Genomic DNA, 16,874 nt, shown 5'->3' on the forward strand with positions numbered 1-16,874 from the left:
CGCCCTCCCCGAACTGCAGCGGGTTGACGAAGACGCTCACGACCACGGTGTCGGCGTGCTCGCGCGCCGTGCGCATGAGGCTGGCGTGCCCCTCGTGCAGGGCACCCATGGTGGGCACGAGGGCCACCCGGCCGGGGCGTTGCGCGCGCCAGGACCTCAGCTCCTCGCGGGTGGCCGCGAGGACGGGAGCGGTCGTCATCGAGCCTGGGTCTCCGGGCGGTGCTCCGGCACGGGAGCGGCCGACGCCGCCCGCTCGGCCGCGTCGAGGACCGAGGCCAGCTTGGCCGCCCGGATGGGCAGCACGCGACCGTCCGTGACCACGCGGTCGAGCGTGTCGCGGCCCAGCGCGACGTACGACGGGAGGGTGTGCGGGGCCGTGGCGGCGATCTCGGCCAGATGGGCCCGGACGGTCTCCACGTCGCCGCGCACGATCGGGCCGGTGAGGGCGGAGTCGCCCTGGGCCAGCGCGTTGTCGAGGGCGGCGGTCAGGAGCGGGCGCAGCGTCTCGGCGGGGCTGACGGCGCCACCCCCGGTGGTGTCGAGCCCGGCCTCGGGGCTGGTCTCCATGGCCTGCGACAGCAGCTCCATGGCCTGGGTGACCAGGGTGACCAGGTGGTTGGCGCCGTGCGCGAGACCCGCGTGGTAGAGCGTGCGGCGGTCCTCGGGCACCCACATGGTGCGCCCGCCGAGGTCGGCCACCAGGCGCTCGGTGAGCTCGCGTTCGGCGTCATCCGCGGTGACGCCGAACACGCAGCCGGCCAACCGGGGCAGGTCGACCTCCGTGCCGGTGAAGGTCATCGCGGGGTGCAGGGCGAGCACCCGGGCACCCACGGCGGCCGCCGGCTCGAGGACGGCGAGGCCGTGGCGACCCGAGGTGTGCGCGACGTACTGGCCCTCGCGGATGGCGCCGGAGGCGCTGAGCATCGCCACGACGTTGGGGAGCATGTCGTCGGGGACGGTGAGCAGCAGCAGGTCGCAGGCGCGGGCGACGTCGGACGGCTTCGCGACCGGTACGCCGGGCAGCAGCGCCTCGACGCGTCCGCGGGAGGCGTCGGACTCGCCGGCCACGGCGACGATCTCGTGGCCTGCGCGGCCGAGGGCAGCGGACAGGATCGCGCCGACGCGACCGGCGCCGATGGCGCCGACCCGCAGGCCCGTGCTGGGCTGGGTCATCTGGGGCGAACCTCTCGTTTCAGTCCCTCTGCCCCCGGGAGGCAGGTCGGGTACCGCTCGATGTGCTCGATCATCGAGAGGGTACGCCCCGTGAAACGCGCGTGTGAACAGTCCGTGAACGTGACGTACCCGACACGCGTCGCGGGCGGCGTCAGGCGCGCAGGTGCAGCTTGGCGTGGTCGGGGTCGTCGACGGCGAAGGGGCGCGGCGCCCGGGGCAGCCACGCGTGCGTCACGTGGTCGACCACGTGCACGCCCTCCGGTGCCACGATCTCGGTGACTCCCTCGGGGACCTCGCCGTGGTTGAGGGCGTTGAAGACGGTCCACTCGCGCCGCTTGCGTCGGTTGCGGATGCTCGTGGCGAACGACGCGGGGTCGGTCCAGTGCGCGAACTCGTCACCGTCGAGGTACTTGAGCTCGACGACGAGGCCCTGCGGGAGCGCGAACATCCGGAACGTCGGGGGCGTCGTACGGATCTCCCACTCCGGGGCCTTGGAGTAGACGAAGTCCGGGCTCATCGGGAAGCCCCACTCCTCGATGTTGCGCAGGCCGAGGTCGAGGTAGGCGGTGGTCTCGTCCTTGATGTAGAGGCCGTGGCGCGGGATGCGGATCACCGCGTCCGTCATCCCGACCTGCCAGGACAGGTCGGCCAGCGAGACCTCGCCCTCGGTGGTCAGCACCATGTCGCCGTCCCACTTCCACGAGTAGCGGGTCCGCACGTGGCTGAAGCACCAGTTGTAGAAGTAGGCGAGCGAGTGCACCGACCGCTCGTTGACGGCCAGGTGCTCGGCGCCGGCGCGCGCGACGGAGAACGGGTACTCCGCGAGCGTGAGCCTGTCGCCCAGCCCGGCCCCGGCCGCTGCGGCCCGGGCCGCCTCGCCGGTGCCGTCGTCGGAGCCGTTGTCCACGACCAGCACGTGGTCGCAGGCCCGGAGCAGCGGCGGCAGCACGAAGCGCATCGACGGCGCCTCGTTCTTGACGCGCAGCACCGCCGTGGCGCCGCGCCGCAGGCCGCCCTCACGGTTCCAGGGCCAGACGATGTCGTAGTCGGTGTGCCCCTCGATGTTGCTCAGGCCGTGGCCCGAGCCGATCGGGATGCTCATCCCTGCGTCCGCTCCCGGCCGAGCGCCTTGCGTACGCCGCGTCGTACGGACGGGGGGATCTTGGCGCGCACGTCGTGCGGGATCCGGTCGGTGAGGCCTCCGGTCGCGGGCGGCGCGTCGGCGGCGGCCACCTGGGCGCCGGCGATGCGGGCCGCGACGACCGAGGACCTGCTGATCGCCTCGGCCTCCTCGTAGAGGTCGGTGTAGGCGTCGCGCAGCTCGTCCAGGGTCGCGTGCACCTCGGTGGTGTCGCCGTCCGGCTCGGCGAGCTTGTTGAGCTCCTCCCACGTGGTCGCGGTGAGCTCGTGCAGGCGGGGCGGCAGGCCGAGGTCGTCGAGGGTCTGGCTCACGCGGCGCAGGTTGGGGTCGATGAAGCGGTGCACCTCGCGGATCTGGTCGCTACGGGTGTGGATGATCGTCTGGAGGTCCAGCTCCCGGCCGACGCGCATCGTGGTCTTGACCCAGTCGGTGAGCAGGTCGTCGTACCGCACGAAGACCCGCGCCCCGCCCGCGCTCTCGCGGGTGGCCCGCTCGGTGTGGAGCAGCATGTTGAGCCAGCTGGCCGCGAGGTGGGACGCGCCTAGCTTGTTGGCGTAGTACTTCTGCTTGCTGCCCACCACCTCGGCGGGCGGGCGCAGCATCGTCGCGAAGACCGGCGTCGCGCCGGTACGGATGGCCGCGACCCGCCACAGGCCCAGGAACCAGCTCAGCCGCGGGTCCTTGACCACGAGCTCGGGGTGCACGTCGAAGTGCGGCTCGAGCCACTCCGTCACCCGGATCCGGGCCGGCTCGCGCGTCGAGATCCGACCGGTCTCGAACCACGCGCTCGGCCGGCTGTCGCTCACCTGGACGCCGGCCTCCTTGAGGAAGCGGTCGTGCAGGTCGACGACCCACTGCGGCTCGCTGAAGCCGCGCGGGTTGGAGGCGTCGGGGGGGACCTCGGGCAGCGGGACGTGCATGCCGAGCAGGCTGGAGATGCCGGCCATCGTCGAGGTGCCGCTACGACCGGCACCGGCCACGAAGAGCACCTTGCGGGGCACCCCGTCGGGGTTCATCTCGTCGATGGCCCGAGCCTGCCGCTCGGTCGTCGATCGGGCCGTCGCCCCGGTGGTCCCGCTCGCCTCAGTCACGGTCGGTGAGCCTACAACTCGCTACTGTCCCCACCTGTGAAGTGGTTTGGTCGACGACAACCCCTCGTCAGCGTGGTGGTGCCCGTGTACGCCGTCGAGGAGTGGCTGCCCACCTGCCTGGCCTCCCTGGTGGCCCAGACGCACACCCGCTGGGAAGCCGTGGTCGTGGACGACGGCACCCCGGACCGGTCCGGCGCGATCGCCGACGAGTGGGCCTCCCGCGAGCCGCGCATCCGCGTCGTGCACACCCACAACGGCGGCCTGGGCGCGGCCCGCAACGAGGGGCAGCGCCACGTGCGCGGCGACTACCTGGCCTTCCTGGACTCCGACGACGTGCTGCCGCCGACCGCGCTGGCCTCCCTGGTGGCCTCGCTGCAGTCCTCGGGCTCGGACTTCGCCACCGGCTCGGTGCTGCGCTGGGAGGACGGCTCGCTCTCCGAGCCGCCGTGGATGCGGCGCCTGCACCGGCCCGCCCTGACCGGGGTGCGGGTCCACGACCACCCCGAGATCCTCGGCGACGTCTTCGCCTGGAACAAGCTCTTCCGGCGCTCCTTCTGGAAGTCGGCCGGCCTGTCGTGGCCCGAGCGGATCCGCTACGAGGACCAGCCGACCACCACGCGGGCCTACCTGGCCGGCACCTTCGACGTGCTCGACGAGCCGGTCTACCACTGGCGCATCCGCACCGACGGCACCTCCATCACCCAGCAGCGGGCCTCCGTGCCGGATCTCGTCGACCGCTGGGAGACCAAGCGGATGACCCTCGCCTCCGTCACCGAGCACGGGGACCCGGTGGTGACGTCGTACGTCGTGGACCGGGTGCTCGCCGGCGACCTGTGGCGCTACTTCCTGCTCATCCCCGGGGCGAGCGACGAGTGGTGGCGGCTGCTGCGCGCGGGGGTGCTCGAGCTGTGGGGGCAGCGCTCGCTGGTGCACAGCGGCCTGCCGCCGGTGCACCGGCTCTGCGGGTGGCTGGTCGAGCAGGACCGCCGTCCCGAGGCCGCGGAGCTGATGACGTGGGTGGCCGATCTCGACGGGCCCGCGGACCGGGTGCAGGACGTCGCCAGCGGCACGTGGCGGCTCGCCGTACCGCACCGGGTGCTCGACACCTCGACGGTCGATCCGGCGGCGCTGGCCCTGCGCCCCCACGAGAGCTGACCTCCCCCGTTTCCTGGCCGTACGCGCGTGCTGACCGGGCACCGCCGGACGTGAGAAGGGCCCCCCGCCGAGGCGGGAGGCCCTTCGTTCCACGCGGTGCGACTGTCAGGTCAGAGCAGGCCCTGGTCGGACAGGAAGGCGGCGGCGACGTCCTCGGGCTTCTCCCGGTCGACGGCCATCCGGCCGTTGAGCTCGGTGAGCCCCTCGGTCGTCAGCGCGGCCATCAGCGGGTTGAGGATGTCGGCGACGTCCGGGTTGTCGGCCAGGAAGTCGGCGGACACGGCCGGCACGAGGTTCTGGGCCGGCTGGATCTGCTTGTCGTCCTCGAGGATGACGAGGCCCTGCGACTCCAGGGTGCCGTCGGTGGTCGAGGTCTCGCCGAGCTCGGACTCGCCGTCGAGCACCGACTGGTAGGTCTGGTCGGAGGCGTAGCCCAGACCGAGCACCTTGGTGATGTCGATGCCGTACTCGTCGGTGAGGCCGCCCGCGCAGTCGAGCCGGCCCTCGCAGTCGGGGGCCGCCGCGAGCGTGACCGACTGGCCCTCGAGGTCCGAGAGCGTGGTGACGCCCTCGGCGTCGCTGAACTCCTGGGTCACGAAGAACGCGTTGGTGTCGGTCGCGGGCGAGATGTCGAGGAGCTCGATGCCGGCGTCCTCGAGCAGGGAGGCTCCGTCGGTGGCGAGCTGCTCGCCGTCACCGGCCTCGAAGGGCTTGGCCTTGGCGCCGTTGGCCTGGGTGTTGAGGAAGTTGACGATGCCGCCGACGTACTCCGGGACGATGTCGACGTCGCCGGGGAAGGTCGGCATGTAGGCGTCGCGGGAGTCGACGAGCTTGGTCTCGACGGTGTAGCCCGCGTCCTCGAGGAGCTGCTCGTACATCGAGGCGACGAGGGTCGCCTCGGGGAAGTTCTGTCCGGCGAGGGTGATCGACCCCTTGTCGGCGGAGGCGGAGGACGAGTCGTCGGAGGCCGAGTCGTCGGAGAGGTCGTCGCCGGCACAGCCGGTGAGGGTGAGGGCGCCGGCGGCGAGGACGGCGGCCAGCGTGCGAGCGAGGTGCATGGTGTTCCTTCTGTGTCCCGCATCCCAGGGGGTGCGCGTGTCCGGATGCTGCGCTCAGCCGACGGGTTCGGCGGAGGGCTCAACGGTAGCCCCGCTCACCGACAGCGCATCGTCGCGCCCACCTCCCGGGGTGGCCGCCCCGGTACGACGCGTGGGGTCGACGGCGCGCTGCGCCATCGCCGCCAGCAGCTCGAGCACGAGCGCCACCGCGGCCACCACGACCGCGCCGGCGATGCCCTTGCCGTAGTTGGAGCGGAAGAACCCGTCGGTGATGATCTGCCCCAATCCGGGGCCGGCCACCAGCGCGGCGATCGTGGCCGTCGCCCAGACCTGCACCAGCGCGAGCCGCAGGCCCGACATCACCAGTGGCAGGCCGAGCGGCAGCTCCACCCGCCAGAACTGCTGGCGGCCGGTCATGCCCATCCCCCGCGCCGCCTCACGGACGTCGGGCGCGACCTCGCGCATCGCGACGTACGAGTTGGTGATGATCGGCGGCAGCGCGAAGAGGGTGAGCGCGATCAGGGTCGCCAGGCCGGCGCGGCCGTAGGGGCCCAGGGAGTCGGTGCCCGGCCACGGGGCCACCACCAGGAGCGCCAGCAGCGCGAAGGTCGGGACGGCGCGGCCGATGTTGGAGATGTTGATCGCCAGGAACCCGCCGCGGCCGAGGTGTCCGAGCCACAGCGCGAGCGGCAGGCCGATGGCCATCGCCATCAGGAGCGCGGTGACGGTCAGCAGCAGCTGTTGACCGAGGAGGGCCGCGATGCCGTCGCTGCCCGACCAGTTGCCCGGGTCGCTGAGGTAGTCCCACATGTCGCCGAAGACGGTCATGCCCGCACCCCCCTGGTCCACGGGGTGAGCGCCCGTTGGGCGAGCACCAGAAGCACGTCGAGGACCACGGCCAGCAGCACGCAGAGCACCGAGGCGGTGAAGAGCTCGGCACGGAAGTTGGTGAGCACGCCGTCCTTGATGAGGTTGCCCAGGCCGCCGTAGGCCACGAGCGAGCCGACCGTGGTCAGCGCGACGGTGGACACCGTGGCGACCCGCAGTCCGGCCATGACCACCGGGAGGGCCAGGGGCAGCTCGATCCTCATGAGTAGTCCACCGCGGCCGTAGCCCAGCCCGATGGCGGACTCGCGCACCTCGTCGGGCACCGAGCGCAGTCCCTCGAGCAGGCTGCGCACCAGGATGGTGAGGGCGTAGAGGGCGAGCCCGATCACCACCGTCGTGGCGCTCAGCCCGGTGAAGGGCACCAGCAGCGGGAACAGCGCGAGGGAGGGCACCGTGTAGATGCCCGTGGTGACCGCCAGGATCGTCGACTCGAGCCGTGGGATGCGGCGGGCCACCAGCGCCAGGGGGAACGCGATGAGCAGGCCCAGCACGACCGCCACGACCGTGATGCCGATGTGCTGGACGGTGGCGTCGACGATCTCGGACCGGCGATCGGTGACGTAGGCGCCGCACACCCAGTCGTTGACCAGGCGGCTGTAGCAGCTCGGCTCGTCGGCGCTCGGGAGCCGTAGCTGCGCGGCCTGCACCAGTAGGGTCACCGCATGGACGCTACCGCCTCCGACCACGGATCCCCCTCAGCCGAGGCGAGCCACGACGCGATGCCCGACACGGACGCGGACACCATGATCCGACTCTCGGGAGTCGGCAAGACCTACCCCGACGGCACGGTCGCGGTGCACGAGCTCGATCTCGACGTACGCCGTGGCGAGATGGTCTGCCTCGTCGGCCCGTCGGGCTGCGGCAAGTCCACGACGCTGAAGATGATCAACCGGCTCATCGAGCCCACCACGGGCCGCATCTGGCTCGACGGCACCGACGTGACCGACGTCGACCCGGTGCAGCTGCGCCGCGGGATCGGCTACGTCATCCAGCAGATCGGCCTCTTCCCGCACCAGAAGATCATCACCAACGTGATGACCGTGCCGCTGCTGTACGGCGAGTCGAAGTCGACCGCGCGCGAGCGGGCCCGCGAGCTCATGGACACCGTGGGGCTCGACCCCGACCAGTACGCCGACCGCTACCCGCACCAGCTCTCCGGCGGTCAACGCCAGCGCGTCGGCGTGGCCCGCGCCCTGGCCGCCAACCCGCCGGTGCTGCTGATGGACGAGCCCTTCGGGGCCGTCGACCCCGTGGTGCGCACCAAGCTCCAGGACGAGTTCCTGCGGCTGCAGCGCGAGCTGGGCAAGACGGTCGTCCTGGTCACCCACGACATCGATGAGGCCGTCCGGATGGGCGACCGGGTCGCGGTGTTCGCGACCGGGGGCCGCCTGGCCCAGTTCGCCACGCCGATGGAGCTGCTCGCGCACCCGGCCGACGACTTCGTGGCCGACTTCGTGGGCTCGACCCGCGGGTTGCGCCGGCTCGCGGTGACGCCGCTGCGCGAGGAGCACCTCGAGCCCCTCGACGGCGTGCAGGGCGGTCAGCTGGGCGCGGCGATCGACATCGACTCGACGCTGGAGGAGGCCCTGGCCGCGCTGTTGCGCGACGACCGGCCGATGATCGGCGTCAAGCGGGGTGCTGCCTTCGTGGGCGTGCTCACCCCCGCCGGGGTGCACCGCGCCCTGCGCGAGTCACTGCGCTGAGGAGACCTGCACGTCCCGATGCCAGGACTCGGTGACGTAGCGCGTGGCCCAGCCCATCGCGACGTACAGGCCGTCGGCGCCGGTCGGGGAGTCGGCGTCGACCTCGAGCCCCACACGGTCGCGCCCACGGGCCGCCGCGTCGGCGATGATGGTGCGCAGCAGGCCGGTGGCGACGCCCCGCCCGCGGGCGGAGCCCAGGACGCCGAGGTAGGACACGTAGGACCCGTCGGGTCCCTCGCCGCCCTCGGACACGGTGCCGACCAGGGCCCCGACCGGCTCGGGGGCCTCGGGGTCGTCGAGGAGCTCGGCGAGCCACCAGTGGTCCCACCGGTGCCCGGGGTCCTCACGCACGCGGTGGATGAACTCGTCGAAGGTCTCCTCCGCCGAGTTGAAGTGGTCGGTGAACGCGCCCTCGAGGACGTCGTGCACGGCGCGCAGGCACGACTCGTCGGGCATCCCGTCGTCCTCGCGGCCGACGAGGCGGAACCGCACGCCGCGTCGCTCCCACGCCTCCGGGGCGGGCACCAGGCCGGCCTCGTCGGCGGTGACGGCGCGACTCATCTGCCACCACGTGCGGACCTTGGTGAAGCCGGCGCCCTCGAGGAACCGGTGCTGGCGCTCGTCCCCGGCGAAGGACCCCGTGTCGATCTGCTGGACGTCGAGCCCACGCCCCTCGCCGACGGAGCGGGCCTGGGCCTCCGCCCACTCGACGAGGACGTCGGAGCAGGCCAGCGCGGTGGCGTCGTCGAGGTCGCGGTCGACGACGTGGACGAAGAGCATCCGCCCCTCGGCCCGGTCGTGGACGCTGCCCCAGGCCCGGATCGTGCCGTCGGCGTCGCGGACGGCGACGTTCTCGCGGGTGGCGAGGCCGTGCTCGGAGACCTCGACGCGCACGTCGTCCTCGGAGGCGCTCGCCCAGCCCCGTCCGGCGGCCTCGTGGCCCCGCAGCAGCTCGGTCAGGCGGGCGACCGTGGCGGCGTCCTCACCATCGACCGGGCCGGGCTCCCAGCCCTCGGGCAGCGGGTGATCGCCGGGGATGACGTTGGCGGGGTCGCTCTCGAACCGGTTGTCCTCAGGGATCACATCGGTTGATTGTGCCGTACGCCGACCGGGTCACCGCGAGGAGCGTCCCGCCGTCTCGCCACCGCGCGGCCGGGGACGCGAACGGCCGGCCGCTCGAGCGAGGGGCCGGCCGGTCAGGTGAGCGAGGTTCAGGCGGACTCGGCGCGCCTCGCGGCTGCCGCGGCCTTCCAGGAGGTCAGCTCGGACCGCAGCACGTCGAGCTCGGCCTCGAGCTCGGCGACCAGGACGATCGCCTCGGCGGCGCGGTCCTCGGAGGAGTCGAGCAGGCGGGCGGACTCGGCGACCTCGCGCTCGGCGACGTCGGCCCGACGGGCCTCGGCGTTGAGCTTGCGAGTCTGGTCGGCGGCGTGGCGCTGGGCCTTGCTGAGTGCCACCTCGAGGCCGTCGATGACCTCCTCGCGGTCCGCGATCTTGCGGCGCATGTCCGTGGCGAAGGCGGCGTTCTCGGCGGTGCGCTCGGCGGTCAGGGCGGCGTACTCGGCGGCCTGCTCGGCCCGGTCGCGGGCGGCGTCACGGCGGGCCTGCATCACCTCGCTGTGGGTGATGCGGGTGGCCGCGGCACCGAGGACCAGCGCAGCGACGGCGACGAGCGAGGTCAGCCAGCCGATGCCGGCGACCAGGGCCCACCCGACCAGCACGGTCGCCACCACGAGCAGGGCGACGGCCACGGTCAGCCGCGTGCTGCGCTGGCGACGGCGGGCGGCGCTGCGCGCCTGTGACTGCTGAGGCTGGAGGGAAGGCATACCAGCAGGTTAGGGCCCCTTCTTCTGCGAGGGCAGCCGACACGCACGCTCGAGCAGCAGCGACGAGATGACGATCGCCACTCCCCCGAGGGCCGCGACGCCCGAGCGCAGGACCCGCTGGCCGGCCAGCTGGGAGGGATCACCGATCCAGGTCACGGCGTACGCCGCGTACCCGGCGGCCACGAGGGCGCCCACCAGGGCGCAGGCGCGGGCCAGCACCAGTCGGTTGACCGCGCGGTGGGGCTCGAGCCGCTCGTGGCGCACGTGCAGCGTCCGCCAGGTGTCCCAGGCCAGCGCGCCGACGAAGCAGGCGACGAAGACCAGGGCCAGGGCCTGGATCCAGGTGACGATCGGCGCGGTCCCGTCGATCGCGACGGAGACGGTGCGCAGCAGCCCTCCCCCGACGAGACCGATCGCCGCCGCGACGGCCAGCGACGTGGCCGACGTGGGGCGCAGCCGCCCCTCAGGCTCCTGGTCGGGCTCGGGCTCGCCCCCCGGGCCCGACTCGTCGTCGGGCGCGCGGCCGCCGGGGTCCCCCTCAGGAGGGACTCCGGTCACTGGACCTCGAGGGCCAGGTCGTCGCGGCGCGCGACGCCCGAGACGTCCGTCCGACCGAGCAGGTCGGCGATCGGACCGTGGTCGGGCAGCTCCGCGTCGGGCTCGAGGTCGTGCCAGGGCTGCAGCACGAAGGCGCGCTCGTGGGCCCGCGGGTGCGGCAGGCGCAGGAAGTCGTCGTCGGCGCGGCGGTCGCCCACCACGATCAGGTCGACGTCGAGGGTCCGGGGCGCGTTGCGCAGGTCGCTGCGCTCGCGGTCGAAGGCGTCCTCGATGGCCAGGGCCCGCTCCATGAGGCGGGCCGCCGGGAGCGTGGTGTCGGCGAGCACGACCGCGTTGAGGAACGGGGGCGCGTCCTCGACGGGCGAGTCCACCGGCTCCGACTCGTAGACCGGCGAGACGCCGGTCAGGAACAGGTCGGGGGTGTCGGCCAGGGCGTCCACCGCCCCCTGCAGGGTCGCGAAGCGCTCTCCGAGGTTGGAGCCCAGCGCGACCACGATCCGACGGATGGGGTGCATCTCCCCGGTGAGGGAGTCCGCATCCACGATGTACGGGTTGGGGGTCTCGGTCATCGGCTGGCCTCAGTCCTGGTGATCGTCAGCGCGACATCCCGAAATGTCGCGTCAATGGGTGCATCGGGCTTGTGGATCGTGACGCGGGCCCATTCAACACGACGTTCGGTCAGGCACACGTCGGCGATGCGTTGGGCCACGGTCTCGATCAGGTCGACCGGGTCGGACTCGACTGCAGCCTTGACCCGGTCCACGAGAGTCCCGTAGTGGACCGTCTCCTGCAAGTCGTCGGACGCGGCAGCCGAGCGCGTGTCGATCCCCAGCGTGAGATCGATCACGAAGGTCTGTCCCTCGCGCCGCTCGAAGTCGAAGACCCCGTGGTGCGCGAAGCACTCGAGGCCGGTGATGGTCAGCTCGTCGGTCACGCGGGTCACCCCTGGTGGATGGTGGTCGAGCGGAAGGCCTGCCAGGCCGCGAGGGCGTCGTCGGTCGCGCGGACGTCGTGCACCCGCAGGCACCACACGCCCTGGTCGGCCAGCAGCGGCACCAGGGCCGCGTGGGCGTGCTCGCGCTCGCCGGGCGGGCGGGGGATGCCGTCGGGGCCGGCCAGCAGGGTGCCGAGGAAGCTCTTGCGGCTCGCGCCGACGAGCAGCGGTCGACCCAGGGCCGCGACCGCGTCGAGGTGGGCGAGCAGCTGCCAGTTGTGGGATCCCCGCTTGGCGAACCCCAGGCCCGGGTCGAGGACGATCCGGTCGGCGTCGATGCCGGCGCCCAGCGCCGCCTCCAGCCGCTCGCCGAGCTCGGCCACCACGGCGCCGACGACCCCGCCGGGACCGTCGTACGTCGCGAAGTCGGCCATCCGGTCGCTGTGGGCGCGCCAGTGCATGGCGACGTACGTCGCGTCCGAGGCGGCGACCACGTCGAGGACGGCGGGGTCGGCCAGACCGCCGGACACGTCGTTGACGATCCGCGCCCCGGCGTCGAGGGCCGCAGCGGCCACCTCCGAGCGCATGGTGTCGACGGAGACCACGGCACCGAGGGCGGCCAGGCCGGAGATGACCGGCACGACCCGGTCGAGCTCCTCGGCCACCACCGGGCGGGTGGCCCCGGGCCGGGTCGACTCCCCGCCGACGTCGAGGATGTCCGCGCCCTGGTCGAGCAGCACCCGCCCGTGGGCGAGCGCCGAGTCGGTGTCGGCGTACAGGCCGCCGTCACTGAAGGAGTCGGGGGTGACGTTGACGATCCCCATCACCAGGGGTCGCGCGGGCCGGCTCATCGGCGGGAGTGGATCAACGCCATCGCCTCGGAGCGCGTGGCCGCGTTGTGCATGATGCCCCGCACCGCCGACGTGATGGTGCGGGCTCCGGCCTTGCGCACGCCGCGCATGGTCATGCACAGGTGCTCGGCCTCGATCACCACGATCACGCCGCGGGGCTCGAGGATTTCCATGAGGGAGTCGGCCACCTGGGTGGTGAGCCGCTCCTGCACCTGCGGGCGCTTGGCGAAGACGTCGACGACGCGCGCCAGCTTGGACAGGCCGGTGATCTTGCCGGTCTCGGCGGGGATGTAGCCGACGTGGGCGACGCCGGTGAAGGGGACCAGGTGGTGCTCGCACATCGACCACAGCTCGATGTCGCGCACCAGCACCATCTCGTCGTGGCCGATGTCGAAGGTGGTGGTGAGGACGTCCTCCGGCCGCTGGCGCAGGCCGGCGGTCAGCTCGGCGTAGGCCCGCGCCACCCGGGCCGGGGTGTCGACCAGGCCCTCACGGTCCGGGTCCTCACCGATGGCGTGCAGCAGCTCGCGGACGGCCGCCTCCGCCCGGGCGTGGTCGAAGTCGGGCAGCTCGCGCTCGTCGAGGCTGATCGGGTCCGTCATCGGGTGCGTCCGTTCAGCTGGAGGGCGGGGTGGGCGGCCTGGGGGTGTCGGTACCGCCGCCCAGTGAGTCGCCGTGGGTGTCGCCACCGGCGCCGGGAGGGGTGAGGACGATGCCGCCCTCCTCCTGCTCGGGCGCCGTGCCGTTGATGTCGCGGACGCGGTCGCGGATCTCCTGGGGGATCTCGACGGGCGGGATCTCCGACGGGTTGCGGTCGGGCGACCCGGTCCATGCCGGACGCGTGGGGTGCAGGCGCAGAGGCTCGAAGACCCGCGCGATCTGGGCCTTGTCGAGCGTCTCCTTGTCGAGGAGCTCGAGCACCAGGGCGTCGAGGACGTCGCGGTTGCGCTCGAGGATCTCGAAGGCCTCCTGGTGCGCGGTGCCGAGCAGCTTCTTGGTCTCCGAGTCGACGACCGCGGCGACCTCCTCGGAGTAGTTGCGCTGGTGGCCCATGTCGCGGCCCAGGAACGGCTCGGAGGTGCTGTCACCGAGCTTGATCGCGCCGAGGCGCTCGCTCATGCCGTACTGGGTGACCATCGCGCGGGCGAGGTTGGTCGCCTTCTCGATGTCGTTGCCGGCGCCGCTGGTGACGTCGTGGAAGATCAGCGCCTCGGCGGCCATGCCGCCCAGCATGTAGGCGAGGCTGTCGAGCATCTCCGAGCGCGTCTGGCTGTACTTGTCCGAGTCGGGCAGGACCATCGTGTAGCCCAGGGCGCGCCCGCGCGGCAGGATCGTGACCTTGTGAACCGGGTCGGTGCCCGGCAGCGCCGCGGCGACGAGGGCGTGGCCGCCCTCGTGGTAGGCGGTGATGAGCTTCTCCTTCTCGCTCATCAGGCGCGTACGACGCTGCGGACCGGCGATCACGCGGTCGATCGCCTCGTCGAGGGCCGAGTCGTTGATGAGCTTGGCGTTGCCGCGCGCGGTGAGGAGGGCGGCCTCGTTGAGGACGTTGGCCAGGTCGGCGCCGGTGAAGCCCGGCGTACGACGAGCCACGCCGAGCAGGTCGATCTCCGGGGCCATCGGCTTGCCGCGGGAGTGGACCTTGAGGATCTGGTGGCGACCGTTGAGGTCGGGGGCGTCGACCTGGATCTGGCGGTCGAAGCGACCCGGGCGCAGCAGCGCCGGGTCGAGGACGTCGGGGCGGTTGGTGGCCGCGATGAGGATGACCCCGCCGCGGACGTCGAAGCCGTCCATCTCGACCAGAAGCTGGTTGAGGGTCTGCTCGCGCTCGTCGTGGCCACCGCCCATGCCGGCACCACGGTGACGACCTACCGCGTCGATCTCGTCGATGAAGACGATCGCTGGAGCGTTCTCCTTGGCCTGCTCGAACAGGTCGCGGACGCGGCTGGCACCCACACCGACGAACATCTCGACGAAGTCGGAGCCGGAGATCGAGTAGAACGGCACCCCGGCCTCGCCGGCGACCGCGCGGGCGAGCAATGTCTTGCCGGTGCCGGGCGGGCCGTAGAGCAGCACACCCTTGGGGATCTTGGCGCCCACGGCCTGGAACTTCGCGGGCTCCTGGAGGAACTCCTTGATCTCGCCGAGCTCCTCGACCGCCTCCTCGGACCCGGCGACGTCGGAGAACGTCGTCTTCGGCATGTCCTTGGTGATGAGCTTGGCCTTGCTCTTGGCGAACTGCATGACGCCGCGGCCGCCGCCCTGGGCCTGGTTCATCAAGAAGATGAACAGCAGCACGATGAGCGCGAAGGGCAGCAGGGTCACCAGCAGCGACCCGATGACGCTCGGCTTGGGCACCTCGGAGGTGTACTCGTCGATGGTGCCGGCGTCGGCCTGTTCCTTGACCGCCGCGAGGATCGACTCCTGCTGACCCTGGATGTAGTAGGTGACGACCTTGTCGCTGCCGTCGCGCACACCCTTGTCCAGGGTGGCCCGGATCTCCTGGTCGCCCTCGACGAAGGTGACGTCCTTGACCTCGCCGTCGGCGATCCAGGCGTTGAGCTCGGAGGTCTTGACCTCGTCGTACCCGCCGTTGGGGATGAGGAACTGGATGGCGAAGAGGGCGGCGACACCCGCCACGAGTGCCACCAGCCAGGGGCCCTTGAAAATACGCTTCACAAGCATCTTTCGCGACGAGGGGTTCGGGGGTTGTGACCGTACAGCGTCACGCCCACCCGCGGGTCTGGCGTCATTCTTTCAGGCGGGGTGAAGCGGACGGGTGTTTCAGGAGTAGACGTGCGGTGCCAGCGTGCCGATGTCGCGCAGGTTTCGGTAGCGCTCCTGGTAGTCGAGGCCGTAGCCCACGACGAACTCGTTGGGGATGTCCCAGCCGACGTACTTGGGCTCCACCGGCATGCTCAGCGCCTCCGGCTTGCGCAGCAGGGTCGCGATCTCGACGCTGGCCGGACCGCGGCTGCCGAGGCTGTTGACCAGCCAGCTGAGGGTGAGCCCGGTGTCGATGATCTCGTCGACGATGAGCACGTGACGCCCGGTGATGTCGGTGTCGAGGTCCTTGAGGATCCGCACCACACCGCTCGACTTGGTGCCCGAGCCGTAGGAGCTGATGGCCATCCAGTCCATCTCGACGTGGCGACCCAGCGCGCGGGAGAGGTCGGCCATCACCATCACGGCACCACGCAGCACACCGACCATCAGCAGGTCGTGGCCCTCGTAGTCCGCGGTGATCTGCTCGCCCATCTCCCCCAGCCGGGCTTGGATCTGCTCCTCGGTGAAGAGCACGTTGACCAGGTCAGACTCCACATGGGACGCGTCCATGCCGAGCAGCCTAGGTGCACCCGGCTGCGGGGGCGCCGAGTGGTCGCCGAGTGGTCCCCGGCGATCCGTGGACGCGCGGACACAACCCGGGTCCCGGGCACGGTTCCCCGCCCGGCGAGACGGTCGCCGAAGACCAATGTCCGCGCGCCTACGCCGGTCGGTCCCGGTCCCCGCCGGGGGCCGAGGGCGCGCGCTCGAGCACGACGAGGCCGCCGCGGCGTACGGCGCGCAGGTGGCCGGGGAGGTCGATCCACTTCTGGCCCCGCCAGTCGGTGAGCAGGGCATCGACGGCCAGGACGTGCTCGTGGCGCACCTCGGAGGCGGGGGCGCCGGCGGCCAGGACGGCGTTGCGGAGCACGCGACGGCGCAGGGCGGGGTGCTGGCCGGCGAGGGCGTCGACCGTGAGGCCGTCCTCGGTGGTGACGGCCTCCGCCACCTCGGCGGCGAACTCGTCGAGCAGGCCCATGTCGTCGCGCAGCTGGTCGGCCGTGCGGGCCAGGGTGGCGGCGATGCCGGGACCGAGCTCGTCCTCCAGCAGCGGCAGCACCCGGCGGCGCACGCGGACCCTCGTGTACGCCGGGTCGGTGTTGTGCGGGTCCTCCCAGACCTGCRGCCCCTCGACCTGGCAGGCGGTGACGGTGTCGTCGCGGCGCACGTCGAGCAGGGGGCGCGCGAAGACGTCGAAGCCCCTCCGCATCCCCGCCAGGGAGCGCCCGCCGGATCCGCGGGCCAGGCCGAGCAGCACCGTCTCGGCCTGGTCGTCGAGGGTGTGGCCCAGCAGCACCACCGCGGCCGAGGTGCGGGCGGCCACCTCCTCGAGGACGGCGTACCGGGCCTCGCGGGCGGCCGCCTCGGGGCCCAGGCCTGCGGCGTCGACGACCACCGTGGCCGTCATCGTCTCGTCGGCCCTGAGCCCGGCCATCTGCTCGACCACCCGGGCCGCCTGGTCGGCCGACCCGGCCTGCAGCCCGTGGTCGACGGTCACGCCGATGACCCGCTGGGCCCGCTTGTGGCCCTCGAAGACGGCGGCGCTCAGCAGGGCCAGCGAGTCGGCGCCACCGCTGCAGGCCACCACCACCGTGGCCCCGGCCGGCAGGTCGTCGAGGACTCCGCGCACGCCGCGGCGTACGGCAGCGATCGCGGGGTGCAGGCTCACGGCA

General features: G+C 72.4%; 19 protein-coding genes. 2 read left to right on the top strand and 17 right to left on the bottom strand.

Translation table 11 applies throughout. From position 1 onward, the window contains the following. From AC1DQF_RS09130 to AC1DQF_RS09145, 4 genes are all read right to left on the bottom strand, one after another. Positions 1–199, bottom strand: a 199-nt coding sequence (locus AC1DQF_RS09130; protein ID WP_477524906.1) for a pantoate--beta-alanine ligase, incomplete at its 3' end; no start/stop codon positions are given. Further along, complete coding sequence (locus tag AC1DQF_RS09135) at positions 196–1,173, bottom strand: Rossmann-like and DUF2520 domain-containing protein (RefSeq protein WP_477524907.1); 978 nt, start codon at positions 1,171–1,173, stop codon at positions 196–198. The genes AC1DQF_RS09130 and AC1DQF_RS09135, both read right to left, overlap by 4 nt. Positions 1,174–1,324: 151 nt before the next feature. Then, a complete protein-coding gene (locus tag AC1DQF_RS09140) occupies positions 1,325–2,275 on the bottom strand; it encodes a hypothetical protein (protein ID WP_477524908.1) in 951 nt (316 codons plus the stop codon). Continuing rightward, positions 2,272–3,405, bottom strand: coding sequence for a sulfotransferase family protein (locus AC1DQF_RS09145; protein WP_477524909.1), 1,134 nt, complete (start codon positions 3,403–3,405; stop codon positions 2,272–2,274). The genes AC1DQF_RS09140 and AC1DQF_RS09145 overlap by 4 nt, the downstream gene beginning before the upstream one ends. Before the next feature lie 36 nt (positions 3,406–3,441). On the opposite strand from AC1DQF_RS09145, the gene AC1DQF_RS09150 reads away from it, so the two are divergent. Then, complete coding sequence (locus AC1DQF_RS09150; RefSeq protein WP_477524910.1) at positions 3,442–4,560, top strand: glycosyltransferase family 2 protein; 1,119 nt, start codon at positions 3,442–3,444, stop codon at positions 4,558–4,560. Positions 4,561–4,670: 110 nt separating this feature from the next. On the opposite strand, the gene AC1DQF_RS09155 is transcribed toward AC1DQF_RS09150, so the two are convergent. Genes AC1DQF_RS09155 through AC1DQF_RS09165 form a run of 3 tightly spaced genes read right to left on the bottom strand, consistent with a single transcriptional unit; the run spans position 4,671 to position 7,165 of the window. Beyond that, a complete protein-coding gene (locus AC1DQF_RS09155; protein WP_477524911.1) occupies positions 4,671–5,618 on the bottom strand; it encodes an ABC transporter substrate-binding protein in 948 nt (315 codons plus the stop codon). Between the two features lie 54 nt (positions 5,619–5,672). Then, the gene (locus tag AC1DQF_RS09160; protein ID WP_477524912.1) at positions 5,673–6,446 is read right to left on the bottom strand and encodes an ABC transporter permease; all 774 of its coding nucleotides are present in this window, start codon (positions 6,444–6,446) and stop codon (positions 5,673–5,675) included. Beyond that, entirely contained in the window at positions 6,443–7,165 is a 723-nt protein-coding gene (locus tag AC1DQF_RS09165) for an ABC transporter permease (RefSeq protein WP_477524913.1), read from the bottom strand. Before AC1DQF_RS09165 ends, AC1DQF_RS09160 begins: the two co-directional genes overlap by 4 nt. A 3-nt stretch (positions 7,166–7,168) precedes the next feature. On the opposite strand from AC1DQF_RS09165, the gene AC1DQF_RS09170 reads away from it, so the two are divergent. After that, complete coding sequence (locus AC1DQF_RS09170; protein WP_477524914.1) at positions 7,169–8,209, top strand: ABC transporter ATP-binding protein; 1,041 nt, start codon at positions 7,169–7,171, stop codon at positions 8,207–8,209. Here AC1DQF_RS09170 and AC1DQF_RS09175 read toward each other — a convergent pair. The 10 genes from AC1DQF_RS09175 to tilS all read right to left on the bottom strand — a co-directional run bounded on the left by AC1DQF_RS09175 (position 8,198) and on the right by tilS (position 16,870). After that, complete coding sequence (locus AC1DQF_RS09175) at positions 8,198–9,292, bottom strand: GNAT family N-acetyltransferase (RefSeq protein ID WP_477524915.1); 1,095 nt, start codon at positions 9,290–9,292, stop codon at positions 8,198–8,200. The genes AC1DQF_RS09170 and AC1DQF_RS09175 overlap by 12 nt on opposite strands. Before the next feature lie 128 nt (positions 9,293–9,420). Beyond that, positions 9,421–10,035 (bottom strand): hypothetical protein, encoded by a 615-nt coding sequence (locus AC1DQF_RS09180; protein WP_477524916.1) that lies wholly within the window; start codon positions 10,033–10,035, stop codon positions 9,421–9,423. A 9-nt stretch (positions 10,036–10,044) separates the two neighbouring features. Continuing rightward, positions 10,045–10,593: a DUF3180 domain-containing protein gene (locus AC1DQF_RS09185; RefSeq protein ID WP_477524917.1), complete on the bottom strand. Its 549-nt coding sequence runs from the start codon at positions 10,591–10,593 to the stop codon at positions 10,045–10,047. Beyond that, positions 10,590–11,162 carry a 2-amino-4-hydroxy-6-hydroxymethyldihydropteridine diphosphokinase gene (gene folK, locus AC1DQF_RS09190; RefSeq protein ID WP_477524918.1) on the bottom strand — a complete coding sequence of 191 codons (573 nt, stop codon included), beginning with the start codon at positions 11,160–11,162 and terminating at the stop codon, positions 10,590–10,592. The genes AC1DQF_RS09185 and folK overlap by 4 nt, the downstream gene beginning before the upstream one ends. Further along, positions 11,159–11,527, bottom strand: coding sequence for a dihydroneopterin aldolase (gene folB / locus AC1DQF_RS09195; RefSeq protein WP_477524919.1), 369 nt, complete (start codon positions 11,525–11,527; stop codon positions 11,159–11,161). The genes folK and folB overlap by 4 nt, the downstream gene beginning before the upstream one ends. 5 nt (positions 11,528–11,532) lie before the next feature. Continuing rightward, a complete protein-coding gene (gene folP, locus AC1DQF_RS09200) occupies positions 11,533–12,378 on the bottom strand; it encodes a dihydropteroate synthase (protein ID WP_477524920.1) in 846 nt (281 codons plus the stop codon). After that, entirely contained in the window at positions 12,375–12,980 is a 606-nt protein-coding gene (gene folE, locus AC1DQF_RS09205; protein WP_477524921.1) for a GTP cyclohydrolase I FolE, read from the bottom strand. The genes folP and folE overlap by 4 nt, the downstream gene beginning before the upstream one ends. Before the next feature lie 13 nt (positions 12,981–12,993). Next, positions 12,994–15,063, bottom strand: coding sequence for an ATP-dependent zinc metalloprotease FtsH (gene ftsH, locus AC1DQF_RS09210; protein ID WP_477524922.1), 2,070 nt, complete (start codon positions 15,061–15,063; stop codon positions 12,994–12,996). 99 nt (positions 15,064–15,162) lie between these two features. Continuing rightward, positions 15,163–15,714 carry a hypoxanthine phosphoribosyltransferase gene (hpt, locus tag AC1DQF_RS09215; RefSeq protein WP_477524923.1) on the bottom strand — a complete coding sequence of 184 codons (552 nt, stop codon included), beginning with the start codon at positions 15,712–15,714 and terminating at the stop codon, positions 15,163–15,165. 148 nt (positions 15,715–15,862) lie between these two features. Beyond that, positions 15,863–16,870 carry a tRNA lysidine(34) synthetase TilS gene (gene tilS, locus AC1DQF_RS09220; RefSeq protein ID WP_477524924.1) on the bottom strand — a complete coding sequence of 336 codons (1,008 nt, stop codon included), beginning with the start codon at positions 16,868–16,870 and terminating at the stop codon, positions 15,863–15,865. Between the last annotated feature and the right edge of the window lie 4 nt (positions 16,871–16,874).

It is taken from the genome of Nocardioides sp. P4_G4 (assembly GCF_056401085.1).